This is a genomic window from Actinomycetes bacterium (assembly GCA_036510875.1).
Taxonomy (GTDB): Bacteria; Actinomycetota; Actinomycetes; order Prado026; family Prado026; genus DATCDE01.
This window is the reverse complement of record DATCDE010000131.1, coordinates 1-23,731: the sequence shown is the minus strand read 5'-3', so window position 1 is coordinate 23,731 and position 23,731 is coordinate 1. Positions and strand designations below refer to the sequence as shown.

Sequence of the window (23,731 nt, the reverse complement as noted above, 5' to 3'; positions counted from 1 at the left end):
CCGGCCGCCGAAAGCGCGGACGGCGCCGTGCTGACCCGCCGTCCGGACGCCCGCCGCACGGCCACCCGCCCGCGGCCGCCCCGGCTGGCCGCCGAGCACCCGGCTCCCGGGCAACGGCTGGTCACCGCTGCGGTGCGGGCGCTGCGCGCCGGGGAGCGGGCCACGTCCGCGTCCCGGGGCCCGGTGGTGGGCGGGGTCGCCGGCGGGGGCAGCCCGCCGCGCAGCGCGGCCGCGGACACCCTGGCGTTGCTGCGGGCCGCCCTCGAGGAGGGCCGCCCGGTCTGGATCGGCTACGTCGACACCCACGGCGGGGTCACCGAGCGGGTGGTGGACCCGGTGCGCATCGCCGGCGGGTACCTCACGGCCTACGACCACCGCTCGGCCGAGGTGCACACCTTCGCCGTCCACCGGATCACCGGGGCGGCCGCGCTCGAGGACGAGCCGGCCTGAGCGACGCTGGTCCTGAGCGACGCTGGTCCTGAGCGACACTGGTATGTCCGCCCGACCCCGACCGAGAGGCTCCGCGTGACCGACGGTCCGCTCATCGTCCAGTCCGACAAGACGCTGCTGCTCGAGGTCGACCACGAGCTGGCCGCCGAGTGCCGGCTGGCCATCGCGCCGTTCGCCGAGCTGGAGCGCGCCCCGGAGCACGTGCACACCTACCGGCTGACCCCGCTCGGCCTGTGGAACGCCCGGGCCGCCGGGCACGACGCCGAGCTGGTCGTCGACACGCTGCTGAAGTACAGCCGCTACGCCGTCCCGCACGCGCTGCTCGTCGACGTGGCCGAGACGATGGACCGGTACGGGCGGCTGAAGCTGCTGCACCACCCGGCGCACGGTCTGGTGCTGGAGTCGACCGACCGCGCGGTGCTCGAGGAGGTGCTGCGCTCGAAGAAGGTCGAGCCGCTCGTCGGCATCCGGGTGGACCCGGACACCGTCGCCGTCCACCCCAGCGAGCGCGGCCACCTCAAGCAGGTGCTGCTCAAGCTCGGCTGGCCGGCCGAGGACCTCGCCGGGTACGTCGACGGCGAGGCGCACGCCATCGACCTGGTCGAGGACGGCTGGACCCTGCGCACCTACCAGCGGGAGGCCGCGGACAACTTCTGGGCCGGCGGGTCCGGCGTCGTCGTGCTGCCCTGCGGGGCCGGCAAGACGATCGTCGGGGCCGCGGCGATGGCCCGGGCGAAGGCCACCACGCTGATCCTCGTCACCAACACGGTCTCGGCCCGGCAGTGGAAGTCCGAGCTGCTCAAGCGGACCACCCTGACCGAGCCGGAGATCGGCGAGTATTCGGGCGCCCGCAAGGAGATCCGGCCGGTGACCATCGCCACCTACCAGGTGATGACGACCCGCCGGAAGGGCGTCTACGCGCACCTCGAGCTGTTCGACGAGCGGGACTGGGGACTGATCCTCTACGACGAGGTGCACCTGCTGCCAGCCCCGATCTTCCGGTTCACCGCGGACATCCAGTCCCGGCGCCGGCTCGGCCTGACCGCGACGCTGGTCCGCGAGGACGGCCGCGAGGGCGACGTGTTCTCGCTCATCGGACCGAAGCGCTACGACGCCCCGTGGAAGGACATCGAGGCGCAGGGCTACATCGCGCCGGCCGACTGCGTCGAGGTGCGGGTGACGCTGTCCGACCACGAGCGGCTGGTCTACGCCACCGCCGAGCCGGAGGAGCGGTACCGGCTGTGCTCGACGGCGACGTCGAAGACCCGCATCGTGGAGCAGCTGGTCCACCAGCACCGGGGCGAGCCGACGCTGGTGATCGGGCAGTACATCGACCAGCTCGACGACCTGGGTGAGCGGCTCGGCGTGCCGGTGGTCAAGGGCGACACCACGGTGCGCGAGCGGGAGCGGCTGTTCCAGGCGTTCCGCACCGGCGAGGTGACCACGCTGGTCGTGTCCAAGGTGGCGAACTTCTCCATCGACCTGCCGGAGGCGTCGGTGGCGATCCAGGTGTCGGGCACGTTCGGCTCGCGGCAGGAGGAGGCGCAGCGGCTGGGCCGGGTGCTGCGGCCCAAGGGCGACGGCCGGGCTGCCCGGTTCTACGCGGTGGTGGCCAGGGACACCGTGGACGCCGACTTCGCCGCGCACCGGCAGCGGTTCCTGGCCGAGCAGGGCTACGCCTACCGGATCGTCGACGCCCACGATCTGTGACCTTGTCAGGGTGAGGACGGCGCATACGTCGTCCTCACCCTGACAGGTCTGCGGCCGGGCCTACCCGGCCAGCTTGGTCACCCGCGTCGACCAGTTCGCCAGCGACGTCCGGGTTCCGCCGCAGCTGCCGAAGTCGGTCAGGCTCGGCGGGTTGGGGTAGTACTGCTCGTACGTGCAGGAGGCCGCGACGTACTCCGAGGCCACCCACAGGTCCCTGCCGTCGGTGACGGCGGCACCGTAGTCACCCCAGCGGGTCCGCGGCGGGTCGCCCACGAACGCCTTGTACGAGGTGAATCCGTCGGACGGCGCGGCGCCCGCCGCGGCGATGTGCAGCGGACCGACCCGGCCGCCCGCGTTGATCGTCGCGTACCCGGCGCTCGGGTAGTACGACGACCCGACGGCGGTGAACGCGATCACGCCGTGGCCGTTGCGACCCATGGCGATCGCCGGGTAGATGAGGTTGTTGCCCGCCAGCGCGATGTACCCCTGCTGCTCCACCCTGCCGTTGACCTTGCCGACCGGGTTGACGTTCGGGTCCACCGCGAACCAGGCGATCCCCGCCTGGACCGTGCCGTTGACCCGCACGGCGGTGCCAGCGGCGCCCCAGAGGGTGCCGTCGACGTACCAGGTCTGCTGCATCCGCGAGTCCCCGGAGTCCAGCTGCGACTGGACCTCGTCGTGCGCGGGCGCGCTGGCGAAGAAGAGCTGCCAGCAGCCGGGACCGTAGACGGTCGGGGTGGTCGTGTCGTTGAGGCAGTCCCGCAGCGGAGTCGGGCCGGCCTTCTGCGCGGCCGTCGGCGGGAAGACGTACGTCTGGCTGTTGACCGCCGTGCTGGAGATCTTCAGCGCCGGCGACGTCGAGTCCAGCGAGCCGGTGTTGGTCAGCGCCCACAGTCCGATCTTTCGGGCGGTGCCCGTGGGGTTGCCGGTCTCGCTGCCATCCCCGGCGACCGTGCTGAGGAAGTACTCGGTGCCGCCGGCCGCGCGCGCGTAGCTGCCGGCTGGGGACTGGGCGGGCCACACGGTCCACCCCGGCGTCCCGGCCAGCGACAGGTTCTCCACCAGGGTCACCGGGAGGCTGCTCGGGTGAGCGGCCAGCTGCTGCTTCGACATCGCGAAGATCTGGGCCGCGTTGTAGCTCGGGCCGAACAGGTCGTACTCGTTCGTGGTGATGTAGACGCCGTTGCCGTCCGAGCCGATGTGCGGGTAGTCCTGGAAGCACGGGCCGGGGGTGACGCCGTCGAGCGTGCAGTGGTGGTCCGGCGTGCCGTCCGTTCCGTCGTTCTGCGCCGGGACGTGGTAGACCGTCCATGCGGCCGTCGGGTCAGCGGTGTTCGAGACGGCGACGTCGATGGTGTTCTTGCCGTTGTAGTCCCCCGCGCCGTCGACGTGCAGCGTGGTGATGGACACGACGAAGCGCCGGACGTCCGGGTCGTACAGGCAGACCGGGTCGATCACGTTGGGCCCGATGGCGCCGGTCGCCCGGTCCACCGCCGGGGGGTAGCCGAAGAACGTGTTGAGGTCCTGGACGCCGGTCAGCGGGCTGCCGTCCGTCGAGCTGACCACCCGCAGCACGCTGTTGACCGACTCGACGGTGTACCCGTTGCCGACGCACAGCGCCTGGTCCGGTGGCTCGGTGGAGAACTGGTTGCCGCCGTTGGCCAGCCGCTGGTCCGCATGGTTGAGTCCCTCGAAGCTGAACGCCACCTCGGGGTTGTTTCGGGCCACCCAGCTCGAGGCCACCGTGGGCACCGGCAACGCCTTGGGCGGGAAGATGCCGCCGCCGGCGGACGGCGGCCGGGATCGGTTGACGGTCAGAGCCGCCTTGGCGTCGTCCGGGCCACGGCGGATCTCCGGCTGAGCCAGGACATCTGGGCCGGCCGCCGTGGAGCGGATCGAGGTCGTGCCCGCGGCCGGGACCAGTCGGGTTCGGTTGGTGGTGGCCGCGTTCCCGACTGAGCCCGGAAGCACGACCAGGGAGCCCATGATCAGGGCACCGCTGGCGAGCGCAGCGATTCGCTTCATCCAAGATCCTTCCCCGCACATCGAAGTGATCACGCCCGAGGCGCGTCCGATTGAACCGTGGTGATCTTGTCGTGGCAATGGGGCTGGGTCAGCACTGCTGCGTAGGTTGGGGGGGTGCGCACCGCTGACCTGCCCGCGGCCTGGCTGGCGGCCGGCCGGGCGCTGGGCGCGAGGCACGACGTCGCCGGGGCCGGCGCCCGGCTGGTCGCCGCCTACGCCGGGCCGGCCCGGCGCTACCACTCGCTGGACCACCTGGCCGACGTGCTCACCCGGGTGGATGAGCTGGCCGACGTGGCCGTCGACCTCGACGTGGTGCGGCTCGCGGCCTGGTTCCACGACGCCGTCTACGACCCGACGGCCGGAGACAACGAGGACCGCAGCGCCGAGCTGGCCACCGACGTGCTGCGGCGGCTCCGGGTGGCGCCCTCGGTCGTGGCGGAGGTCGCCCGGCTGGTCCGGCTGACCGCCGGGCACGCCCCCGGCCCCGACGACCGGGACGGCGCGGTGCTGTGCGACGCCGACCTCGCGGTGCTGGCCCTCGACCCGGTCGGGTACGCGGCGTACGTCGCCGCCGTGCGGTGCGAGTACGGGCACCTGTCGGACGACGAGTGGCGGGTCGGGCGGGCTGCCGTCCTGCGGGGGCTGCTCGACCGGCCGTTCCTGTTCGCGACCGCGCTGGGCCGGGACCGCTGGGAGGCGGCCGCGCGGGCCAACGTCTCGGCGGAGCTGGCCGCCCTGGAGGGCTGACGGCGCTAGCGCGGGTGCTTGCGCCGACGCAGACCCGCAGCGGTGAGCCGGGCGACCAGCTCGCGGCTGGACACCTCGAGGGCGCCGGCGGCCACCACGGCCGGGCGCCGCTCGGCCGGCACGTCGTAGTGGTCCCGCTCGAAGGCGCGCGGCGGCAGGCCCACCCGGGCGGCGAACGCGTGCAGCTCCTCCAGCGAGTGGTCACTGACCAGGTGGCACCACATCCGGCCGTGCCCCGGCCACACCGCGCGGTCCACGAGCACAGCCACACCGCCATCGTTGCAGGCACCAGGGCTGGCCCAGGCACCGTGCTGCCTGCAACGGCGGCAGGGTGGCACCCTAGGCTGCCGGGCATGGACGAGACCCGGCTCCCGGTGAACACCCCCGACGGGCGGCTGCTCACCGCCGCCGCGTTCGGTCCCCACGACGGCCATCCGGTGATCTCCCACCACGGCACCCCCGGGTCTCGGCTGCTGACCCCGCCGGACCCCGGGCTGCTGGACCGGCTGGGCGTGCGGCTGATCGGCTTCGACCGGGCCGGGTACGGCGGCAGCCAGCCGCGGCCCGGCCGCCGGGTCACCGACGCCGCGGGCGACACCGCCGCGGTGGCCGACGCGTTCGGAGTGCACCAGTTCGCGGTGGTCGGCTGGTCCGGCGGCGGGCCGCACGCGCTGGCCACCGCGGCGCTGCTGCCCGAGCGGGTCACCCGATGCGCGCTGCTCGCCTCGGTGGGTCCGCTCGACGGCCCGGGGCTGGACTTCTTCGCCGGCATGGCGGAGGAGAACGTCGAGGAGTTCGACGCCGCACTGTCCGGCCGGGCCGCGCTGGAGGCGCTGCTGGACCCGATCGCCGCGGCCGTGACCGACGACGTCGGCGCGTTCCTCGCCGCGTTCGCGGCCGGCCTGCCGCCGGTGGACGCCGACCTGGTCCGCCGGCCCGACTTCGAGCAGCTGCTCGCCGAGGTGTTCAGCGAGGCGCTGCGCCCCGGCATCGACGGTTGGGCCGACGACGACCTCGCGTTCACCCGGCCGTGGGGCTTCGACCCGGCCGATGTCGCCGTCCCGGTCGGGGTGTGGCACGGCACCGACGACGTCCTGGTGCCGGTCGGCCACGCCGGCTGGCTGACCTCGGTGATCCCCGGCGCGGAGGGCCACGTCACCGTGGGCATGGGACACCTGGGCGTGCTCAACCAGCTCGACGAGGTCTACGGCTGGCTGTTGGGCTGACCCCAAAAAGTTGTCAGGGTGAGGACGGCGGAGACGCCGTCCTCACCCTGACAGGTGAAGCGAGGGGTGGACTTAGAAGTCCATGCCGCCCATGCCGCCGTCGCCGCCGCCCATGGGGGCCGCAGCCTTCTCCGGCTTGTCGGCGATGACCACCTCGGTGGTGAGGAAGAGCGCGGCGATGGAGGCCGCGTTCTGCAGCGCCGACCGGGTGACCTTCGCCGGGTCGATGATGCCCGACTTGATCATGTCGACGTACTCGCCGGTGGCCGCGTTCAGCCCGAAGCCCGGCTCGAGGTTGCGGACCTTCTCGGCCACGACCCCGCCCTCGAGGCCGGCGTTGATGGCGATCTGCTTGAGCGGGGCGTCGAGCGCGACGCGGACGATGTTCGCCCCGGTCGCCTCGTCACCGGTGAGCTCGAGCTTGTCGAACGCCTTGGCACCGGCCTGGATGAGGGCCACGCCGCCACCGGCGACGATGCCCTCCTCGACGGCCGCCTTCGCGTTGCGCACGGCGTCCTCGATGCGGTGCTTGCGCTCCTTGAGCTCGACCTCGGTCGCCGCGCCGGCCTTGATGACGGCCACGCCGCCGGCCAGCTTGGCCAGCCGCTCCTGCAGCTTCTCGCGGTCGTAGTCGGAGTCCGACTTCTCGATCTCGGCGCGGATCTGGTTGACCCGGCCGGCGATCTGCTCCGAGTCGCCAGCACCCTCGACGATCGTGGTCTCGTCCTTGGTGATGACGATCTTGCGGGCCTTGCCGAGCAGCTCGACGCCGGTGTTCTCCAGCTTCAGGCCGACCTCCTCGGAGATGACCTGGGCGCCGGTGAGGATCGCGATGTCCTGCAGCATGGCCTTGCGGCGGTCACCGAAGCCCGGGGCCTTGACGGCGGCCGAGCGGAAGGTGCCACGGATCTTGTTGACGACCAGGGTGGCCAGGGCCTCGCCCTCGACGTCCTCGGCCAGGATGACCAGCGGCTTGCCGGCCTGCATGACCTTCTCCAGGATCGGCAGCAGGTCCTTCACTGCGGAGATCTTGGAGTTGGCGATGAGCAGGTAGGCGTCCTCCATCACGGCTTCCATGCGCTCGGCGTCGGTGACGAAGTACGGCGAGATGTAGCCCTTGTCGAAGCGCATGCCCTCGGTGAGCTCGAGCTCCAGGCCGAAGGTGTTGCTCTCCTCGACGGTGATGACGCCTTCCTTGCCGACCTTGTCCATCGCCTCGGCGATCATCTCGCCGATCTGCGGGTCAGCGGCCGAGATCGAGGCGGTGGAGGCGATCTCCTCCTTGGTCTCGACCTCCTTCGACATCGCCAGCAGCTGGGCGCTCACGGCCTCGACGGCCTGCTCGATGCCCCGCTTGAGGGCCATCGGGTTGGCGCCGGCGGCCACGTTGCGCAGGCCCTCCTTGACTAGGGCCTGGGCCAGCACGGTCGCGGTGGTGGTGCCGTCACCGGCGACGTCGTCGGTCTTCTTGGCGACCTCCTTGACGAGCTCCGCGCCGATCTTCTCGTAGGGGTCCTCGAGCTCGATCTCCTTGGCGATGGACACACCATCGTTGGTGATCGTGGGGGCGCCCCACTTCTTCTCGAGCACGACGTTGCGGCCACGCGGGCCGAGGGTCACGCGGACGGCGTCCGCCAGCTGGTTCATGCCGCGCTCGAGGCCGCGGCGGGCCTCCTCGTCGAACGCGATGATCTTGGCCATGTGGTGTCCGTCCTCCTGGAACGGTTGCAGGTCAGGAGCGCGGGGACGCCAGCTCCGGAGCCGGCGAGGCTGAGCCCCGCACCGCCCGGACCTCGACCCCTCGGTCCTCGGTCTTTGTCACTCTCGTGGTCGGAGTGCCAACCCAATGATTAGCACTCGACCCCTGCGAGTGCAAGCCGTCCCGGGTCTACGGCGTCGACGGGAGCCGGTCCAGCCGCGGCAGGTCGGTCACTGCGGCGGCCCCGCGACCGACCGCGCTGGTCGCGGCCACGCTGACCCGCAGCGGCTGGTCCGAGGGCAGCCCGGTGACGACCACCGAGGTGGCGTCGGCCGCCGCCGCCACGGTGACGGCCCCCACCGTGACCAGGTAGCCGGCCACCGGGGCGCCGCTGGCCGCGGCGGGCAGCCAGCCGACCTGGACGGCGTCCAGGCCCTGCGGCAGCGCCGTGAGGCCCTCGGGCGCGGCCGGTGGCGCGAGCGGGGTCACCGGCTTGGACCAGGCGGACGCCGGGGACGAGCCGGCGGCGCTGGTGGCCACCACGGCGAAGGAGTACGCGGCCCCGTTGGTCAGGCCGGTGACCGACACCGCCCGCACGGTCGGCGCGACGACGATCTTCCGGCCGCCCGGGCTCACCACGACCAGGTGGGAGGTCACCGCCGAGTCGCGGAGGTCGAGTGGACCCAGGACACGGTGGCCCGGCGGTCCCCCGCGGTGGCGACCACCACGGGGGGCGCCAGCGGCGGCAGGGCCTTGACCGCCCGCCACGGCGTCTTGATGACCTAGACCGGCACCCCGCGGGAGAACCCGCGGGAGAAGTGGTCGTCGATGGGCTGGGCGTCCGCCTCGCGCATCCGCAGGCAGCCGTGGCTGATCGGCGAGCCGACGCCCGGCCGCTGGACCAGGTCGGCCACGTTCATCGAGCGCCGTCCGGAGTAGCGGTTGATCGGGATGTCGTGGGTGCCGATGCCGCGGCCGGGGCACAGCCGGGTGAAGTCGTTCAGCCGCCCCACCAGGGTGCAGTCCCAGCTCACCGGGAGCCGCCCTGGGTGTGGCACAGGTCGGGCTTGCGCACGTCGGGGTTGCCGGCGAACTGGATGCGCCGCGCGATCCGGTTGCTCGCGTCCACCACCTGCAGGATGTTGACGTTCTCGAACGCCTCCAGGTGGACCCGGCCGATCGGCTTGGCCCCCGTCCCCGGCACCGGGCCGCGGGCCGTTGCGGCGTCGGCGGACGGAGCCGGGCCCACGAGCAGGCCGAGGCCCAGCACGAACGCCACCGCCGCGGCCCCGCCGAGCAGGCGACGGGACCGGGCCGTCGGGCACCTCCTGGGCTATGAACTCCCCCTCTCATCGGAGGTTTCGACGGGGAGCCACAGTATTCAGGCGTGGGCCATCAGATAGTCGGCCAGACCGTCCAGGCTGCGCACCTGGGCATAGGCGGACTCCGGGATGTCGACGCCGGTCTCCTCCTTGAGCCCCTCGACCAGGTTGAGGAAGTCCATCGAGTCGAGGTCCAGCTCGGCCCGCAGGTCGGCCGCAGGGTCGACCAGGTCCAGCTCGGCCTCCGGGGCCACCTGGCCCATGACCTTGGCCACCGCGGCGACCGCGTCGTCGTGCGTCATAGCTCCTCCGGCTTCTGCAGCAGGGTCTCGATGGCGGCGAGGAACAGCCCGCCGCGGTGCCCGTCGGTGACCCGGTGGTCGGCCGCCAGGGTGGCCGTGAGCACCGGCCGGACGGTCAGCATGCCGTCCACCGCCCACGGCCGCTCGACCACCCGGCCGAACCCGACAAGGGCCACCTGCGGTGGGTAGATCACCCCGTGCACCAGCTCCACCCCCTGGTCGCCCAGGTTGGTCACGGTGATCGTGGGGTCGCTCATCTCCGAGCCGCGCAGCCGACCGGCCCGGGCCCGGGCCACCAGGTCCTTCAGCGCCGCCATCAGGTCGTCCATCGGCAGCGTGTCGGCGTCGTGGATGGCGGGCGCGACCAGCCCGCCGCCACGCAGGGCCACGGCCACGCCCAGGTGCACGTGCTCGCTGGGCTGGAAGCCGCCGTCGACGAAGAACCCGTTCACCTCGGGCACCCGGCGCACCGCGAGCGCAGTCGCCTTGAGCAGCACCGCGGCCGGCACCAGCCGGTCGGCGACCCCGCGTCCCTCGTTGCGCTCGCGCACCCAGCCCAGGGCGTGCGACAGGTCGACGGTGGCCTGCAGGTAGTAGTGCGGGATCTCCTTCTTGGACCGGGCCATCAGCGCCGCGATCGCGGCGCGCATGGCGGCCGCCTTGTCGCTGGCGGCGACCTTGTCGCTGGACGCCGGCTTCTCACCGGCCGCCAACTCCTCACCGGCCGCCGGCTTCTCGACCGGCTGCCCTGCCGCAGCGGCCTGGACGTCGGCCACCGTGACCGCGCCGTCCGGCCCGGTGCCGGTCAGCGCGGACAGGTCGATGCCCAGCTCGGCGGCCCGCGCCCGGGCCCGGGGCACCGCCCGCGCGAACGGCCGCCCGACCGGGGGCTCGGCCGAGGCAGGCGCGGCCGGGGACGGCGTTGCCGGCGCTGGGGTCGCGTGCTCGAGGTCGGCCCTGGTCACGGTCCCGCCCTGGCCGCTGGCCGGGACGGCGGCCAGGTCGATGCCGCGCTCGTGCGCCAGGTGTCGGACCAGCGGACTGGCCGCCGGCTCGACGACGTGCTCGACGACGTGCTCGGCGGCCGGCTCTGCCGCCGGCTCTGACGATGGCTCAGCCGCGGGCTCCTCCGGTGCGGCCGGTGCGGCTCCCGCCGGGGCGAGGCGCGCGAGCGGGGTGCCCACGGGCACCGTCGACCCCAACGGGACCAGCAGCTCGGCGATCACGCCGTCCTCGAAGATCTCCACCTCGATGGCCGACTTCGCCGTGTCGACGACTGCGACCACGTCGCCGCGGTGCACCGGGTCGCCGGGCTTGACCAGCCACTCGATGACGGTCCCCTCGTCCATGTCCGCGCCGAGGGAGGGCATCTTGAACTCAGCCATGGCCGTGCACCACCTCGCGGACCGCGGCCACGATCCGCTCGACCGACGGGATCGCGGCCAGCTCCAGGTGCCGGGCGTACGGGATCGGCACCTCGGCGCTGCACACCCGGGCGACCGGCACCTCGAGGTCGTAGAACGCCTCCTCGGTCACCCGCGCGGCGATCTCGCCGGCCAGCGAGCCGGACCGCCAGCCCTCGTCCACCACGACCATCCGGTGGGTGCGGCGGACCGAGGCCAGCAGCGCCGCGTCGTCCAGCGGGCGCAGCACCCGCAGGTCGATGACCTCCGCAGCGACGCCGTCGGCCGCGAGCTGGTCGGCGGCCTCGAGTGCCTTGGGCAGCGACCCGCTGTAGGTGACCACCGTGACGTCGTCCCCGGCCCGGCGGACGGCGGCCCGTTCGATGTCGACGTCCCCCGCGTCGGCGGCCAGCTCACCGCCCTCGTTGTACAGCGAGCCGTGCTCGAAGATGACGACCGGGTCGGGGTCGAGCAGCGCCGGCCAGAGCATGCCGCGCGCGTCCTCCAGCGTGGCCGGGGCGAGCACCCGCAGCCCGGGCACGTGCGCGTACCAGTTCTCCAGCGAATGCGAGTGCTGCGCGGCCAGCTGCCGCCCGGCGCCGGTGGTCATCCGGATCACCAGCGGCACGTTGAACTGCCCGCCGCTCATGTGCAGCAGCGAAGCGGCCGTGTTGACGATCTGGTCCAGCGCCAGCATCGAGAAGTTGACCGTCATGATCTCCACGATCGGCCGCATCCCGCCCAGCGCCGCACCGATGCCGGCGCCGACGAACGCGGACTCCGACAGCGGGGTGTCCCGGATCCGCTCGGGGCCGAACTCCTCGTACAGCCCCAGGCTCACCCCGAAGCCGCCGCCGTAGGGGCCGACGTCCTCGCCCATGAGGAACACCCGCTCGTCGCGGGTCATCGCGTCCCGGATCGCGGCCCGCAGCGCCTCCCGGTAGGTGGTCTTCACCTGCTGGGCCGGTGCCGGCGCGGCGGTCATGACTGCTCCCGCTCGGTGTGCACGAACCGGAGCAGCTGGTCCACCGGCTCGTCGGTCCCCGCCTCTGCGAACGCGACGGCGGCGTCGATCTCCGTGGTGATGTCCTGCTCGGCCGCCTCGATGTCGGCGTCGGTGAGCAGCCCGTCGGCGGTCAGCCGCTCGCCGAGCAGCAGGATCGGGTCGCGCTGCCGCCACTGTTCGATCTCGGCCTTCTCCCGGTAGCGGTCCGGGTCGTACATGGAGTGCGCCCGGAACCGGTAGGTGCGGGCCTCGAGGAACACCGGTCCGCCGCCGTCGCGCACCAGCTCGACGGCCCGCGCGGCCGCCTCGTTCACGGCCAGCACGTCCATGCCGTCCACCGTCCAGGCCGGCACCTCGTAGGAAGCGGCCTTGAGCGGCAGGTTGGTCTCCGACTCCGACCGCTCCAGCGCGGTGCCCATGGCGTACAGGTTGTTCTCGCACAGGAACAGCACCGGCAGCTTCCACAGCGCGGCCAGGTTCAGCGACTCGTGGAACTCGCCCTCGGCCATGGCGCCCTCGCCGAAGAAGCACACGGTGACCCGGTCGCGGCCCTGCATCCGGTCGGCCAGGGCCAGCCCCACGGCCAGCGGCAGCCCGCCGCCGACGATCCCGTTGCCGCCGTAGAACCGGTGGTCGGCGTCGAACAGGTGCATGGAGCCACCCCGGCCCCGGCTGCAGCCTTCGACCTTGCCGAACATCTCGGCCATGATCGAGTCCATCGGGACGCCGCGGACCAGCGCCTGCCCGTGCTCCCGGTAGGTGGCCACGACGGCGTCGTCGTCCCGCAGGTGCGGCAGCACCCCGACGGCGACCGCCTCCTCGCCGATGTACAGGTGCAAGAACCCGCGGATGCGGGCCGCGCTGTACAGCTGCACGCACCGCTCCTCGAAACGGCGCACCCGCAGCATCGCCCGGTACAGGGCCAGGCCGGTCTCCCGGTCCACCGCCGTCATCGTGGTCATCGGGGGCCTCCCTCGAGGGTCGACAGGTCGCCTTCCGGCAGGCCGAGCTCACGGGCCTTGAGCAGCCGGCGCATGATCTTTCCGCTGCGGGTCTTGGGCAGGTCCTGGGAGAAGCTGATCTCGCGCGGCGCCACCGCGGCGCCGAGCCGCTTGCGGGCGAAGCCGATGAGCTCCAGCCGCAGCTCGTCGGTCGGCTCGTACGGCGGCCGCAGCGCCACGAACGCCTTGACCACCTCGCCGGCCATCGGGTCGGGGACGCCGATCACGCCGGCCTCGGCGACCGCGGGGTGCTCCATGAGCGCGCTCTCCACCTCGAACGGCCCGATCAGGTGCCCGGCCGACTTGATGACGTCGTCGCCACGGCCGACGAACCAGAACCAGCCGTCGGCGTCGCGGCGGGCCAGGTCGCCGGTGAGGTACCAGGAGCCGATGAACGCCTTGCGGTAGCGGGTGTCGTCGTTGAGATAGGTGCGCATGAGCGACGGCCACGGGGCGTGCAGGGCCAGCTCTCCGTCGGCGCCCGGTTCGGTGACCATGACCGGCTCGCCGTCCGGCCCGGTGACCGGGTCGCCGTGCACGTCCCTGGCGACGATGGCGGCCTCGATGCCGGGCACCGGGCGGCCCATCGACCCGGGCCGGATCTCCGCGCTGGCGTAGTTGGCGATCATGATGGCGCCGGTCTCGGTCTGCCACCAGGTGTCGTGCACCGGCCGGCCGAACGCCTCCTGCCCCCACACGACCACCTCGGGGTTGAGCGGCTCGCCCACGCTGGCCACGTGCCGCAGCGCGGTGAGGTCGTGGCCGCGGGCGTGCTCCGTGCCGGCCTTCATGAGCATCCGCAGCGCGGTGGGCGCGGTGTACCAGACGGTGACCCGCTGCTCCTCGAGGATCCGGTACCAGCGGTCGGTGTCGTACTCCTCCTCGTCGACCACACAGGTGACCCCGCAGGTCAGCGGCGCCAGCACGCCGTAGGAGGTGCCGGTGACCCAGCCGGGGTCGGCGGTGCACCAGAACACGTCCTCGTCGTGCAGGTCGAGCACGTAGCGGGCCGTGGCGTGGTGGGCCACCACCGCGTCGTGCACGTGCACGGCGCCCTTGGGGGCGCCCGTGGTGCCGCTGGTGAAGTGCAGCAGCATCGGGTCCTCGGGGCGGGTGGCCGCCAGCGGGCGCCGCGGGTCGGCCTGGGCCAGCAGCTCCGCGAGGTCGTGCCCGCCCGGCACGTCGGCCGCCCCCGGCCCGGAGCCGACGAGCAGCACGTGCTCCAGGGCGGGCAGCTGGTCACGGACCGGGGCCACCTTGCGCCGGTAGAACGACGGCGTGGTCACCAGCACCCGGCCGCCGCCCAGGGCCAGCCGCTGCCCGACCGGCTCCGGCCCGAACGCGCTGAACAGCGGGGAGAACACCGCGCCCCGCTTGAGGGTGCCGAGCAGCGCGACGTACAGCGCCGGGACCCGGCCGAGCAGGCCGAACACGCGGTCCCCCTCGCGCACCCCGAGCCGGGCCAGCAGGTCAGCGAACCGGGTGGTCCGCTCGGCCAGCTCGGCGTAGCTGAGCTCCTCGTCGACGCCGTCCCCGCTGAGGAACCGCAGCGCGACCCGGTCCGCGTGGCCGTCGTGCAGGTGCCGGTCGACGGCCTCGTGGGCGGCGTTCAGGCCGCCGTCCGGGAGCCCGTCGAGCGCGGCCCGTTCGGCCGCCCAGCTGAAGGTCGCCCGCACCGCCTCGTAGTCGGCCAGCAGGGGAGCCAGCACGGGCTTCTCGGTCTTGTGGATGGTCTCCCAGCTCATGCCGACCTCCCGGCGTCCGTCACGCTCTGGTAGCCACACCACCACGCCGGCCGGGGGGTGTGCATGAGGCGAAAGGTCCCGCGCCGGGCCCACGGGGCAGCCCGGGACGAAGGTCCTCGCCGTGACCGGCACCAACGGGGCAGGATGGATCTCCCGGGCGGAAACCGGTCCCGGGAACGGACACCGGGAGGTGCGCGATGGGCGAGGGCACCTGGTATCTCGACCCGGAAGCTGGTCCCGTCGAGGCCGAGGACGACGAGAACTACGACGAGCAGTTCGGCCCCCGGGATCCGACCCTGCCGGAGGGCCGGCTGGTCGAGGACGACGAGGGGGCGCACGAGGACACCACCTCCGAGTCGGTCGCCCACCTGGCCCAGGGCGACACGCGGTGGCTGAGTGCGGAGGAGTCGGCGGTGCACGTGATCGACGAGACCGACCAGCTCATCGCCGAGGCGGTCGAGGACGACCACCTGCCGGAGGACCCGGACGACCGCTGACGCCGCCCAGCTCGACGGCCCGGCACCCTGGTGGGGGTGCCGGGCCGTCGATCGGGCTTGATCGGCTGGTCGCTCAGACCTTGTGGACGCCGTCCGCCTGCGGTCCGCGCTGGCCCTGCGAGACCTCGAAGTCGACCCGGTCGCCCTCCTCGAGGGACTTGTAGCCCTCCATGTCGATGGCGCTGTAGTGGACGAACACGTCCTCGCCGCCGTCGATGGCGATGAAGCCGTAGCCCTTCTCGGCGTTGAACCACTTGACTGTGCCCTGCGGCATCGTGCGCTCCTGTTGTGCTGGACCCGTTGATCCCACCGGACGGCGGATCGCGATGACCGAGGCTAGCGATCGAGCGGCCCGCTGGGAACAACCTCGGACCGATTTGCCGCCGAACGGGTCGACGCCCCGGTCCGCGCTTTGCCACCGCCGTGGCCGGGGACCGAGACTGGGGGCATGCGCCCCGACGTCGCGCGCTGGCTGGAGCTGCGCACCTCGGCAGCCGCCGACTGGCCGTTCCCCCGGCTGCTCGCGGCCAAGGGCGCATCCACGGTGAGCGTCGTGCTGCCGGCGCTGGACGAGGCGACGACGGTCGGGCCGATCGTCGAGGCGATCCGCCGCGACCTGGTCGGGGGGCCGCACCCGCTGGTCGACGAGCTCGTGGTCATGGACTCCGGCAGCACCGACCGCACCGCCGAGGTGGCCGCCGCCGCCGGGGCGCGGGTGGTGCTCCGGGGGGACGTGCTGCCGCGTCTGCCGGTGCTGCCCGGCAAGGGCGAGGTGCTGTGGCGGTCGCTGGCCGCGACGAGCGGCGACCTGGTCGTGTTCGTCGACGCCGACCTGGAGGAGTTCAGCTCGGCGTACGTGCGGGGTCTGCTCGGCCCGTTGCTCACCGAGCCTCGGGTGGCGCTGGTCAAGGCGGTCTACGAGCGGCCGCTGCGCGAGGGCGGGCTGGTGCTGCCCGGGGGCGGCCGGGTGACCGAGCTGGTCGCCCGCCCGCTGCTCAACCTGCACTGGCCCGAGCTGGCCGGGGTGGTGCAGCCGCTGGCCGGGGAGTACGCGGCCCGACGGTCGCTGCTGGAGCAGCTGCCGTTCCCCACCGGGTACGGCGTGGAGCTGGGGCTGCTGGTGGACACCTTCGACCGGCTCGGCCTGGACGCGATCGCCCAGGTCGACCTCGGGGTGCGCCACCACCGGCACCAGGACGACGCGGCGCTGGGCCGGATGGCCAGCGAGATCTGGCGGACGGCGCTGGCCCGGCTGGACCAGCAGGGCCGGCTGCGGCTGCGCGGGCCGCTGGGCCCGACGCTGGCCCAGTTCGGCCGCGACGGCGACCGGCTGGTCGTCACCACGTACGACGTCGAGCGTCCGGAGCGACCGCCCATGGTCAGCGTGCCCGAGTACGCGGCCACCCCCGTCGCATGACGCCCGGGAGGGCGCGCGAGGTCGTCAACCTGGCCACCGGGGCCACCCTGCTGGGGCTGGCCGTCGCCCGGGTCGGCGGCGCCCGGCCGGTGCCCGGCCCGGACCGGCTGCTGCTCGCCGGCGGCTACCGGCTGCGCCTCCCGGCGGCCGCGGCGTTCACCGTGGGCAACGTCGTCGTCAGCCGGCTGGCGGCCGACGAGCTGGCCGCCCGGCGCACCCTGCTCGCCCACGAGGCCCGGCACGCCACCCAGTGGGCCTGGCTGCTGGGGCTGCCGTTCCTGCCCGCATACCTGGCCGCGTCCGGGTGGTCGTGGCTGCGGGCCGGCGACCCGGCCACCGCGAACGTGTTCGAGCGGCGCGCCGGGCTGCCCGCCGGCGGCTACCCGGCACCCGGCAGCGCCCCGCCGCGGCCAACGCCTAGGGTCGGAGCATGAGTTCGGGAGCGGCGGTGGTGGTGGCCTCCAACCGGGGGCCGGTCTCGTTCCGTCTCGCGGACGACGGCACGCTGCGCAGCTCGCGCGGCGGCGGCGGGCTGATCTCGGGCCTGTCCGCCCTCGGGGACGCCGTCTGGGTGTGCGCGGCGCTGACCGAGGGCGACCGGATCGCCGTCCGCCGGTCGCAGGGCGGCCGGCTCGGGCTGGCGCCGGACGGGTCCACCCAGGTGCGGATGCTGGACATCGACCCGACCACGTTCTCCCGGGCCTACAACGCGGTGGCCAACTCGACGCTGTGGTTCGTGCACCACCTGCTCTTCGACACCCCCACCACCCCGGTGTTCGACGACCGGTTCACCCGCGAGTGGGCCGCCTACGTGGACTACAACGCCTCGTTCGCGCAGGCGCTGGCCGAGGAGGCCGCCCCCGGTGGGCGGGTCCTCGTGCAGGACTACCACCTCACGCTGGCGCCGCAGCTGCTGCGCGAGCGCCGGCCGGACCTGCGGATCCTGCACTTCTCGCACACCCCCTGGGCGCCGCCGGACTACTTCGCGCTGCTGCCCGACCCGGTGGGCCGCGCGGTCCTCGAGGGCGTGCTCGGCGGTGACGTCGCGGGCTTCCTCACCGACCGCTGGGCCGCGGCGTTCATGGACTGCTGCGAGCGGTTCCTCGGCGCCGAGGTGGACCGGCAGGCGCGCACCGTGCGCCACGCCGGGCGCACCACCCGGGTGGGGGTGTTCGCGCTCGGGGTGGACGGGCCGGGCCTTCGGGCGCGCGCGGCCCAGCCCGACGTCCAGGCCCGGCTGGCCACCCTGCGCGAGCAGCTGGGCGACCGGCGGTGCATCATCCGGGTGGACCGCACCGAGCTGAGCAAGAACATCGTGCGCGGGCTGGACGCCTACCGCGAGCTGCTGCACCGCTACCCGCAGTGGCGGGGCAAGGTCACCCACCTGGCCTTCGCCTACCCCAGCCGGCACGACCTGCCGGTGTACCGGGAGTACACCGCGGCGGTGCAGCGCACGGCGGACGCGGTCAACGACGAGTTCGGGACGCCGGACTGGCGCCCGGTGGTCCTGCACGTGGAGGACGACTACCCGCGGTCGTTGGCGGCCTACATCGTGGCCGACGTGCTGCTGGTCAACCCGCTGCGCGACGGCATGAACCTGGTGGCCAAGGAGGCCCCGGTGCTGGCCGAGCGGGGCTGCGCGGTCGTGCTGTCCCGGGAGGCCGGCGCCGCCGCGGAGCTCGGGCCGGACGCGCTGCTGGTCAACCCGTTCGACGTGATCGAGACGGCGGAGGCGCTGCACACGGCGCTGTCCATGCCCCCGGAGCAGCGGGCGGCGGCCTGCCAGCGGCTGGCCGCCACGGCCACGGTGCTGCCGCCGCTGCTGTGGCTGACGGCCCAGCTCGAGGCACTGGCGCGGTGACCGCCCAGGCCGGCTTCGTGCTGCGGGCGGTGGAGTGGGCCGCGCCGCTGGACGCCCGACGCGGCGTGGTGCGGATGGCCGACGTCACCCTGCAGGCCCTGGGACTGCGGCCGTGGGACCCGGTCCGGCTGAGCGGTGGCCGGGTCACCGGCGCGCTGGTGGCCCTGGCGCCCCCCGGCACCGACAGCCGGCTGCTGCTGTGCGACGAGCTGACCCTGCGCAACCTGCAGGTCCCGGCGGACGGCGACGTCGAGGTGCGGCGGGCCGTCGAGCAGCCCACCCGCCGGCTGGTGCTGTCCGGACCGGCCGAGGTCGCCGGCGCCGTCCCGCCCGAGCTGCTGCGGCTGGCGCTGCTAGGCAAGGTGGTGACGCGCGGCGACCAGGTCTCGCTGCTCCCGCAGGACTTCGCGCTGCCGGACGGCACCGACCGCGGCGCCGTGGACCGCGCGCGCCGGGCGATCGCGGGCGAGGTCGACGCGTGGCGGACCATCGACCTGCTGGCCATGGACGCCGACCCGGCGGAGCCGTCGATCCTCACCATCGGCACCGCCGTCGGCTGGGCCGGCGGGCGCGCCACCGACGGCAGCGCCACGCCGCTCGTCGTGCCGCCGCCGGTGGTGCCGCAGCCGACGCCTGCGTCCCAGCCGGCCGCGGTGGTCCCCGGCCTGGAGGACTCCTTCGCCGCCCTGCGCGAGCCGCTCGACCTGGCCTTCCACCACGCCGACCTGCTGGCCCGGCTGGGCACCCGGCCGCAGGTGGGCCTGCTGGTGGTCGGGCCGGCCGGCTCCGGGAAGGCCTCGGTGGTGACCGCCGCGGCCGCCGCGACCGGCGCGCAGATGGTGCGGGTCTGGGGGCCCCGGCTGGCCGGACTCGACCCGGCGGCGGCCGTCGCCGAGCTGACGTCCGCGGTCCAGGGGGTGCGGGCGAAGACGCCGGCAGTGCTGCTCGTCGAGGACGTCGACGCGCTGGCACCGGCCGACCAGAACGCCCCGGCCCCTTTGCTCGGTCCCCTGGTCGACGTCATCCGCGCGCTGGTCGCCGACGCGCGGGTGGCCGTGGTGTGCACCACCTCCCAGCCGGAGCAGGTGTCAGCGACGCTGCGCGGGCCGGGCCTGCTCGAGCGGGAGGTGCTGCTGTCGCTGCCCACCCGCGACCAGCGGCGGGCGATGCTCGGGCACCTCACCCTGGGCATGCCGCTGGACGCCGACGTGGCGCTGGACGACCTGGCCGGCCGCACCCCCGGCTTCGTGCTCGCCGACCTGGAGTCGCTGGCCAGGGAGGCCGCGCTGCGCGCCGCGCACCGCCAGCGCGACCAGCAGCCGGACGGCGTCCCCCGGGTGGCGGCGGCCGACTTCGCGGCGGCGCTGGCGGTGGTGCGGCCCACCGCCTTGGCCGGGCAGGCCCTGGACACCCCGGACCTCACCTTGGACGACGTCGGGGACCTGGCCGAGGTCAAGCAGGTGCTGACCGAGACGGTGCTCTGGCCGCTCGCCTACCCGGACACCTTCGACCGGCTCGGGGTGACCCCGCCGCACGGCGTGCTGCTGTACGGACCGCCCGGCTGCGGCAAGACCTTCCTGATCCGGGCCCTCGCCGGGACCGGGAAGGCGAACGTGCTGCCGGTCAGGGGCGCCGAGCTGCTGTCGAAGTGGGTCGGGGAGTCCGAGCGGGGGGTTCGGGAGCTGTTCCGGCGGGCCCGGCAGGCGGCACCGGCCCTGATCTTCCTCGACGAGGTGGACGCGCTGGCGCCGCCGCGGGGGCAGGGCAGCGACTCGGGCGTCAGCGATCGCGTCGTGGCGGCGCTGCTCACCGAGCTGGACGGCATCGAGACGCTGCGGGACGTGGTCGTGGTGGCGGCCACCAACCGCCCCGACCGGGTCGACCCCGCGCTGCTGCGGCCCGGGCGGCTGGACCGCCTGGTGTACGTGGCCCCGCCGGACGCGGCCGCCCGCGCGGACATCCTGCGGGCGGCCGCGCGGCGCACCCCGCTCGACCCGGCCGTGGAGCTGACGGCCGTGGCCGGGCGGACCGAGGGGTACTCCGCGGCCGACCTCACCGCGATCGTCCGGGAGGCCGCCCTGGCCGCCATGCGCGAGTCGACCGCCGCCTCGACCGTCACGGCCGCGCACGTGGAGCAGGCACTGGCCACGGTGCGCCCCTCCATCCGGCCGGAGTCGCTGGCCGCGCTGCAGGCCTTCGCGGCCGCTCAGGCGAGCGCCTGAGCCAGCGCGCTCAGCAGCTCGACCACTCCGGCCGGGCCGTCCACCACCAGGTCGGCCCGCTCGGCCACCTCCGGCGTCTCGGCCGAGGCGCTGGCCACGGTCAGCCCGGCCACCCCGCGCCCGCGCAGCCGCTCGACCACCTCGAACGCGGCCAGGTCACCCAGGTCGTCGCCGATGAACAGCACGCTGCGGGCGGCCACCTCGGTGACGTGCCGGTCCAGCGTGCGGCCCTTGTCGGCGTCGGGTGGCCGCAGCTCGAGCACCAGCCGTCCGGGCTCGAGCACCAGCCCGTGCCGGTGCGCCAGCGCCTGGAGGGCGGGCCGCAGCACCGCCAGGTCGTGCTGCGGCTGCGACGAGCCGCGCACGTGCACCGCCAGCGCCGCCCCCTTGTCCTCGATCCGGGAGCCGGGCGCGAGGGTCTCGACCAGGCCGGCCAGGAACGGCTGGACGGCGTCCAGCGCGGCCGGACGCACCGAGGCGTGCAGGGCACCTGCGGCCCATCGCTCCGCGCCGTACAGCCCGTACACGACCAGACCGGGGACGTCGCCCAGCCCGCCGACCTGCACGGCGCTGGCCGCCGGCCGGCCGCTGACCACGGCGAGGTGACCGAGCCGGTCGGCCAGGTCGACCAGCGCCGGCACCGCGCCCGGCTGCGGCCAGGCCCGGGCCGGGTCGGCCACGATCGGCGCCAGGGTGCCGTCGTAGTCGCAGCCGAGCAGCGCACCGGCCGGGTCGGCCAGCACCGCGTCGAGCCCGGCCCGGCCGGTCGCCGTCCGGGGCAGCGGCAGCAGCAGCCCCACGGCTAGCCGAACGGGTTGCTGGTGAGGACGACGGTCAGCCGGCTGGTGCTCATGCCGGCCAGCAGGGGGTCGGTGCGGGTCACCCCGAGGACCTTCGCGAGGGACTGCGCCGCCGGTTGCCTCCCGGCCGGGTAGAAGACCGTGGTGCTGGGCACCGCACCCCGGTAGTTGCCGACGGCCGGCACCACCCAGCCGGCGCTGCGCAGCCGGGCCGCCACCGTGGCCGCCAGCCCGACTGCGGCGGTCTGGTTGAGCACGACCACCGCGGGCCTGGTGGCCGCCGTGACGGTCGGTGTGGGAGTCGGCTTCGGGGTCGGGGTGGGTGCGGCGGTCCGGGTGGGCGACGGCACGGTGCTGGGGCTGGCCGGGGACGGCGTCGGCAGCGGCGTCGGGTGGACCGCGGTGGTCGACGCCCGCGGGATCGGCACCGGGGAGTGGCTGGCCGCCGCACTGTCCGAGGCGAGCGGGCGCACCCAGCCGACGATGCCGACCGTGATGGCGATCAGGGCCGCGCCGCCGACCACCGCGGGGAACACGTAGCTGCCGATCCCGCGCCGGGCGTGCGCCCGGGAACGGGGCCGGCGACGATCGGGATCCGTCGCGTTCGTCCCGGTTCCTCCCGCGTCCGCCACGACCCCGACGATAGGCCAGAACCGTCAGACGTCAGACGTCAGAGGTCGAAGCCGAGGCGGCGCGCCGAGCGCGCCTTCTGCCGGGAGGCCCGCAGCCGACGCAGCCGCTTGACCAGCATCGGGTCGAAGGCCAGCGACTCCGGGCGGTCGATCAGCGCGTTGAGCACCTGGTAGTAGCGGGTGGCGGACATGTCGAACAGGTCCCGGACCGCCTGCTCCTTGGCGCCCGCGTACTTCCACCACTGCCGCTCGAACTCCAGGATGCGCTGGTCCCGCTCGCTGAGGGCGCCGTGGTCGCTGGCGGGTGCGCCGGTGATGGCGTTCGCGGCGTCCATGGGTCTCCTCGTGGCTGCTCGAAACGGTGCGTGGATCGACGGCCGTTGTCCTGGGGGACGGGGGCGGCTCAGGCTTCCCCTCCCGGGCCGCCCCCGATCCGGCCCCATCGTAGGCACGAAACGACAACCGTGTCATTCACTTCGGCGTGTCTTCCCGGCCTAGGTTTCGGGATGGCCTGCCGCGTCGTCCACGCCCTCACCGCCGCCCTCGAACCGGACCCGCTCGACCCGGCCCAGGTGCTCGCCGGGGCCCCGCAGACCGCGGCGCGCGAGCTGCTGGACGCCGGGGCGGTCAGCATCGGGCTGTGGGAGCACACCGCGGGGTCGTCCACCGACGTGGAGGCGGACGAGGTGTTCGTGGTGCTGGCCGGCCGGGCCACGATCGAGGTCGAGGGCGGTCGGTTGCTCGACGTCGGGCCCGGGGACGTCGGCGTGCTCGAGGCGGGCGACCGCACCCGCTGGCACGTGCACGAGACGCTGCGGAAGGTCTACGTGCTGCGGGGCTGAAGCGCGAACACCTTGATGTCGCGACCGGCCCGGCTGCGGTACCCGGCGTAGCCCGGGTACAGGTCGGTCATCATCGTCCACACCCGCTCCCGCTCGTCCGGGTCGGTCACCAGCCGTGCGGCCATGGGGCGGGCCTGCCCGCGGATCTCCACCACGGCCCTGGGGGTCGCCTCGAGGTTGAGCGCCCAGGCCGGGTGGTTCGCCTGGCCGAAGTTGCTGCCGATGAGCACCAGCTCGTCGCCGAGCTGCCCGTACAGCAGGGTGACCGTGCGGGGCTGGCCGGACCGGCGGCCGGTGGTGGTGAGCAGCAGCTGCGGCAGCCCGTGGTCGCCGAGCAGCCCGTAGCGGCCCCCGGTGCGCTTGAGCACCTTGGCGTCCAGCGGGGCCAGCCGGGCCGCCGTCCAGGAGAACCAGCGGGTGGTGCCCAGCCGGCGGATGACGTCGGTGTAGGCCATTGGCGCAGTATGCCGGGCCGCCGCCCCCCTCGGACTCTCATCCGGCTCTCATCCGGGTTGGGCAGCCTCCCGCCTCATGCCCGCGACGATCTTCGGTCTGCCCACCCACGTGCTGGTGATCCATGCCGTCGTCGTGCTGCTGCCCGCCGCTGCGGTGGCCTCGGCGCTGGTCGCGGCGTGGCCGGCGATGCGGCGCCGGATCGGCGTGCTGACCCTGGTGTTCACCTTCGTGGCCACCTTGACGGTGCCCGTGGCGACCCAGTCCGGTGAGGGGCTGCAGGCGCTGCTGCCGGCCACCCCGCTCATCGACAACCACGTCCGCATGGGCCATCAGCTGATCCCGGTCGCTGCGCTGCTCGGGCTGGCCCT

General features: G+C 74.1%; 28 protein-coding genes. 12 read left to right on the top strand and 16 right to left on the bottom strand.

The window, feature by feature from the left end:
* Window positions 1–450, top strand: a 450-nt coding sequence (locus VIM19_07735) for a WYL domain-containing protein (protein HEY5184778.1), incomplete at its 5' end; no start/stop codon positions are given.
* Window positions 451–525: 75 nt separating this feature from the next.
* Complete coding sequence (locus tag VIM19_07730) at window positions 526–2,160, top strand: DNA repair helicase XPB (protein ID HEY5184777.1); 1,635 nt, start codon at window positions 526–528, stop codon at window positions 2,158–2,160.
* Window positions 2,161–2,220: 60 nt separating this feature from the next.
* Here VIM19_07730 and VIM19_07725 read toward each other — a convergent pair whose 3' ends face one another.
* Complete coding sequence (locus VIM19_07725; GenBank protein ID HEY5184776.1) at window positions 2,221–4,185, bottom strand: hypothetical protein; 1,965 nt, start codon at window positions 4,183–4,185, stop codon at window positions 2,221–2,223.
* A 114-nt stretch (window positions 4,186–4,299) separates the two neighbouring features.
* Here VIM19_07725 and VIM19_07720 point away from each other — a divergent pair, with 114 nt between their 5' ends.
* Window positions 4,300–4,932: a hypothetical protein gene (locus VIM19_07720; protein ID HEY5184775.1), complete on the top strand. Its 633-nt coding sequence runs from the start codon at window positions 4,300–4,302 to the stop codon at window positions 4,930–4,932.
* 5 nt (window positions 4,933–4,937) lie between these two features.
* Here VIM19_07720 and VIM19_07715 read toward each other — a convergent pair whose 3' ends face one another.
* Window positions 4,938–5,201, bottom strand: coding sequence for a DUF4031 domain-containing protein (locus VIM19_07715; protein ID HEY5184774.1), 264 nt, complete (start codon window positions 5,199–5,201; stop codon window positions 4,938–4,940).
* A gap of 84 nt (window positions 5,202–5,285) precedes the next feature.
* On the opposite strand from VIM19_07715, the gene VIM19_07710 reads away from it, so the two are divergent.
* Window positions 5,286–6,158 carry an alpha/beta hydrolase gene (locus VIM19_07710; GenBank protein HEY5184773.1) on the top strand — a complete coding sequence of 291 codons (873 nt, stop codon included), beginning with the start codon at window positions 5,286–5,288 and terminating at the stop codon, window positions 6,156–6,158.
* Between the two features lie 72 nt (window positions 6,159–6,230).
* Here VIM19_07710 and groL read toward each other — a convergent pair whose 3' ends face one another.
* From groL to acsA, 9 genes are all read right to left on the bottom strand, one after another.
* Window positions 6,231–7,859, bottom strand: coding sequence for a chaperonin GroEL (gene groL, locus VIM19_07705; GenBank protein ID HEY5184772.1), 1,629 nt, complete (start codon window positions 7,857–7,859; stop codon window positions 6,231–6,233).
* A 187-nt stretch (window positions 7,860–8,046) separates the two neighbouring features.
* Window positions 8,047–8,514, bottom strand: coding sequence for a hypothetical protein (locus tag VIM19_07700; GenBank protein HEY5184771.1), 468 nt, complete (start codon window positions 8,512–8,514; stop codon window positions 8,047–8,049).
* Between the two features lie 125 nt (window positions 8,515–8,639).
* Window positions 8,640–8,891, bottom strand: a complete 252-nt coding sequence (locus VIM19_07695; GenBank protein ID HEY5184770.1) for a hypothetical protein — start codon at window positions 8,889–8,891, stop codon at window positions 8,640–8,642.
* Window positions 8,888–9,136, bottom strand: a complete 249-nt coding sequence (locus tag VIM19_07690) for a hypothetical protein (GenBank protein HEY5184769.1) — start codon at window positions 9,134–9,136, stop codon at window positions 8,888–8,890. The genes VIM19_07695 and VIM19_07690 overlap by 4 nt, the downstream gene beginning before the upstream one ends.
* Before the next feature lie 102 nt (window positions 9,137–9,238).
* Window positions 9,239–9,481, bottom strand: coding sequence for an acyl carrier protein (locus VIM19_07685; GenBank protein HEY5184768.1), 243 nt, complete (start codon window positions 9,479–9,481; stop codon window positions 9,239–9,241).
* Window positions 9,478–10,866 carry a 2-oxo acid dehydrogenase subunit E2 gene (locus VIM19_07680; GenBank protein HEY5184767.1) on the bottom strand — a complete coding sequence of 463 codons (1,389 nt, stop codon included), beginning with the start codon at window positions 10,864–10,866 and terminating at the stop codon, window positions 9,478–9,480. Before VIM19_07680 ends, VIM19_07685 begins: the two co-directional genes overlap by 4 nt.
* Complete coding sequence (locus tag VIM19_07675) at window positions 10,859–11,839, bottom strand: alpha-ketoacid dehydrogenase subunit beta (protein HEY5184766.1); 981 nt, start codon at window positions 11,837–11,839, stop codon at window positions 10,859–10,861. Before VIM19_07675 ends, VIM19_07680 begins: the two co-directional genes overlap by 8 nt.
* A gap of 26 nt (window positions 11,840–11,865) precedes the next feature.
* A complete protein-coding gene (gene pdhA, locus VIM19_07670) occupies window positions 11,866–12,852 on the bottom strand; it encodes a pyruvate dehydrogenase (acetyl-transferring) E1 component subunit alpha (GenBank protein HEY5184765.1) in 987 nt (328 codons plus the stop codon).
* On the bottom strand, window positions 12,849–14,636 hold the full coding sequence (acsA, locus tag VIM19_07665) for an acetate--CoA ligase (GenBank protein ID HEY5184764.1): 1,788 nt from the start codon (window positions 14,634–14,636) through the stop codon (window positions 12,849–12,851). Before acsA ends, pdhA begins: the two co-directional genes overlap by 4 nt.
* A gap of 197 nt (window positions 14,637–14,833) precedes the next feature.
* Here acsA and VIM19_07660 point away from each other — a divergent pair, with 197 nt between their 5' ends.
* Complete coding sequence (locus VIM19_07660; protein ID HEY5184763.1) at window positions 14,834–15,133, top strand: DUF5709 domain-containing protein; 300 nt, start codon at window positions 14,834–14,836, stop codon at window positions 15,131–15,133.
* Window positions 15,134–15,206: 73 nt separating this feature from the next.
* On the opposite strand, the gene VIM19_07655 is transcribed toward VIM19_07660, so the two are convergent.
* Window positions 15,207–15,407, bottom strand: coding sequence for a cold-shock protein (locus tag VIM19_07655; GenBank protein ID HEY5184762.1), 201 nt, complete (start codon window positions 15,405–15,407; stop codon window positions 15,207–15,209).
* A gap of 174 nt (window positions 15,408–15,581) precedes the next feature.
* Between VIM19_07655 and VIM19_07650 the strand changes: the two genes are divergently transcribed.
* The 4 genes from VIM19_07650 to VIM19_07635 all read left to right on the top strand — a co-directional run bounded on the left by VIM19_07650 (window position 15,582) and on the right by VIM19_07635 (window position 20,633).
* Complete coding sequence (locus tag VIM19_07650; GenBank protein ID HEY5184761.1) at window positions 15,582–16,550, top strand: glucosyl-3-phosphoglycerate synthase; 969 nt, start codon at window positions 15,582–15,584, stop codon at window positions 16,548–16,550.
* Entirely contained in the window at window positions 16,547–16,984 is a 438-nt protein-coding gene (locus tag VIM19_07645) for a hypothetical protein (protein ID HEY5184760.1), read from the top strand. Before VIM19_07650 ends, VIM19_07645 begins: the two co-directional genes overlap by 4 nt.
* Window positions 16,981–18,411: a trehalose-6-phosphate synthase gene (locus tag VIM19_07640; GenBank protein ID HEY5184759.1), complete on the top strand. Its 1,431-nt coding sequence runs from the start codon at window positions 16,981–16,983 to the stop codon at window positions 18,409–18,411. Before VIM19_07645 ends, VIM19_07640 begins: the two co-directional genes overlap by 4 nt.
* 74 nt (window positions 18,412–18,485) lie before the next feature.
* Complete coding sequence (locus VIM19_07635) at window positions 18,486–20,633, top strand: AAA family ATPase (protein ID HEY5184758.1); 2,148 nt, start codon at window positions 18,486–18,488, stop codon at window positions 20,631–20,633.
* On the opposite strand, the gene otsB is transcribed toward VIM19_07635, so the two are convergent.
* Together otsB and VIM19_07625 are read right to left on the bottom strand one after the other, a co-directional pair.
* The gene (gene otsB / locus VIM19_07630; protein ID HEY5184757.1) at window positions 20,618–21,427 is read right to left on the bottom strand and encodes a trehalose-phosphatase; all 810 of its coding nucleotides are present in this window, start codon (window positions 21,425–21,427) and stop codon (window positions 20,618–20,620) included. The two genes, VIM19_07635 and otsB, sit on opposite strands and share 16 nt — an antisense overlap.
* Window positions 21,428–21,435: 8 nt before the next feature.
* Window positions 21,436–21,690 carry a LytR C-terminal domain-containing protein gene (locus VIM19_07625; protein HEY5184756.1) on the bottom strand — a complete coding sequence of 85 codons (255 nt, stop codon included), beginning with the start codon at window positions 21,688–21,690 and terminating at the stop codon, window positions 21,436–21,438.
* On the opposite strand from VIM19_07625, the gene VIM19_07620 reads away from it, so the two are divergent.
* Window positions 21,683–21,973, top strand: coding sequence for a hypothetical protein (locus VIM19_07620; protein HEY5184755.1), 291 nt, complete (start codon window positions 21,683–21,685; stop codon window positions 21,971–21,973). The two genes, VIM19_07625 and VIM19_07620, sit on opposite strands and share 8 nt — an antisense overlap.
* Before the next feature lie 130 nt (window positions 21,974–22,103).
* Here VIM19_07620 and VIM19_07615 read toward each other — a convergent pair whose 3' ends face one another.
* A complete protein-coding gene (locus VIM19_07615) occupies window positions 22,104–22,400 on the bottom strand; it encodes a DUF3263 domain-containing protein (protein ID HEY5184754.1) in 297 nt (98 codons plus the stop codon).
* Window positions 22,401–22,571: 171 nt separating this feature from the next.
* Between VIM19_07615 and VIM19_07610 the strand changes: the two genes are divergently transcribed.
* Complete coding sequence (locus VIM19_07610; GenBank protein ID HEY5184753.1) at window positions 22,572–22,907, top strand: cupin domain-containing protein; 336 nt, start codon at window positions 22,572–22,574, stop codon at window positions 22,905–22,907.
* Here VIM19_07610 and VIM19_07605 read toward each other — a convergent pair.
* Window positions 22,889–23,362: a nitroreductase/quinone reductase family protein gene (locus VIM19_07605; protein ID HEY5184752.1), complete on the bottom strand. Its 474-nt coding sequence runs from the start codon at window positions 23,360–23,362 to the stop codon at window positions 22,889–22,891. The two genes, VIM19_07610 and VIM19_07605, sit on opposite strands and share 19 nt — an antisense overlap.
* Window positions 23,363–23,438: 76 nt before the next feature.
* Here VIM19_07605 and VIM19_07600 point away from each other — a divergent pair.
* Window positions 23,439–23,731: hypothetical protein (locus tag VIM19_07600; GenBank protein HEY5184751.1), on the top strand; the 293-nt coding region annotated here is incomplete at its 3' end.

Coding starts and splice junctions, on each gene's coding strand:
- VIM19_07725 (HEY5184776.1), bottom strand. CDS start 4,185: ATGAAGCGAATCGCTGCGCTCGCCAGCGGTGCCCTGATCATGGGCTCC.
- VIM19_07710 (HEY5184773.1), top strand. CDS start 5,286: ATGGACGAGACCCGGCTCCCGGTGAACACCCCCGACGGGCGGCTGCTC.
- groL (HEY5184772.1), bottom strand. CDS start 7,859: ATGGCCAAGATCATCGCGTTCGACGAGGAGGCCCGCCGCGGCCTCGAG.
- VIM19_07685 (HEY5184768.1), bottom strand. CDS start 9,481: ATGACGCACGACGACGCGGTCGCCGCGGTGGCCAAGGTCATGGGCCAG.
- VIM19_07680 (HEY5184767.1), bottom strand. CDS start 10,866: ATGGCTGAGTTCAAGATGCCCTCCCTCGGCGCGGACATGGACGAGGGG.
- pdhA (HEY5184765.1), bottom strand. CDS start 12,852: ATGACCACGATGACGGCGGTGGACCGGGAGACCGGCCTGGCCCTGTAC.
- acsA (HEY5184764.1), bottom strand. CDS start 14,636: ATGAGCTGGGAGACCATCCACAAGACCGAGAAGCCCGTGCTGGCTCCC.
- VIM19_07660 (HEY5184763.1), top strand. CDS start 14,834: ATGGGCGAGGGCACCTGGTATCTCGACCCGGAAGCTGGTCCCGTCGAG.
- VIM19_07655 (HEY5184762.1), bottom strand. CDS start 15,407: ATGCCGCAGGGCACAGTCAAGTGGTTCAACGCCGAGAAGGGCTACGGC.
- VIM19_07650 (HEY5184761.1), top strand. CDS start 15,582: ATGCGCCCCGACGTCGCGCGCTGGCTGGAGCTGCGCACCTCGGCAGCC.
- VIM19_07645 (HEY5184760.1), top strand. CDS start 16,547: ATGACGCCCGGGAGGGCGCGCGAGGTCGTCAACCTGGCCACCGGGGCC.
- VIM19_07640 (HEY5184759.1), top strand. CDS start 16,981: ATGAGTTCGGGAGCGGCGGTGGTGGTGGCCTCCAACCGGGGGCCGGTC.
- VIM19_07635 (HEY5184758.1), top strand. CDS start 18,486: ATGGCCGACGTCACCCTGCAGGCCCTGGGACTGCGGCCGTGGGACCCG.
- VIM19_07615 (HEY5184754.1), bottom strand. CDS start 22,400: ATGGACGCCGCGAACGCCATCACCGGCGCACCCGCCAGCGACCACGGC.
- VIM19_07610 (HEY5184753.1), top strand. CDS start 22,572: ATGGCCTGCCGCGTCGTCCACGCCCTCACCGCCGCCCTCGAACCGGAC.
- VIM19_07605 (HEY5184752.1), bottom strand. CDS start 23,362: ATGGCCTACACCGACGTCATCCGCCGGCTGGGCACCACCCGCTGGTTC.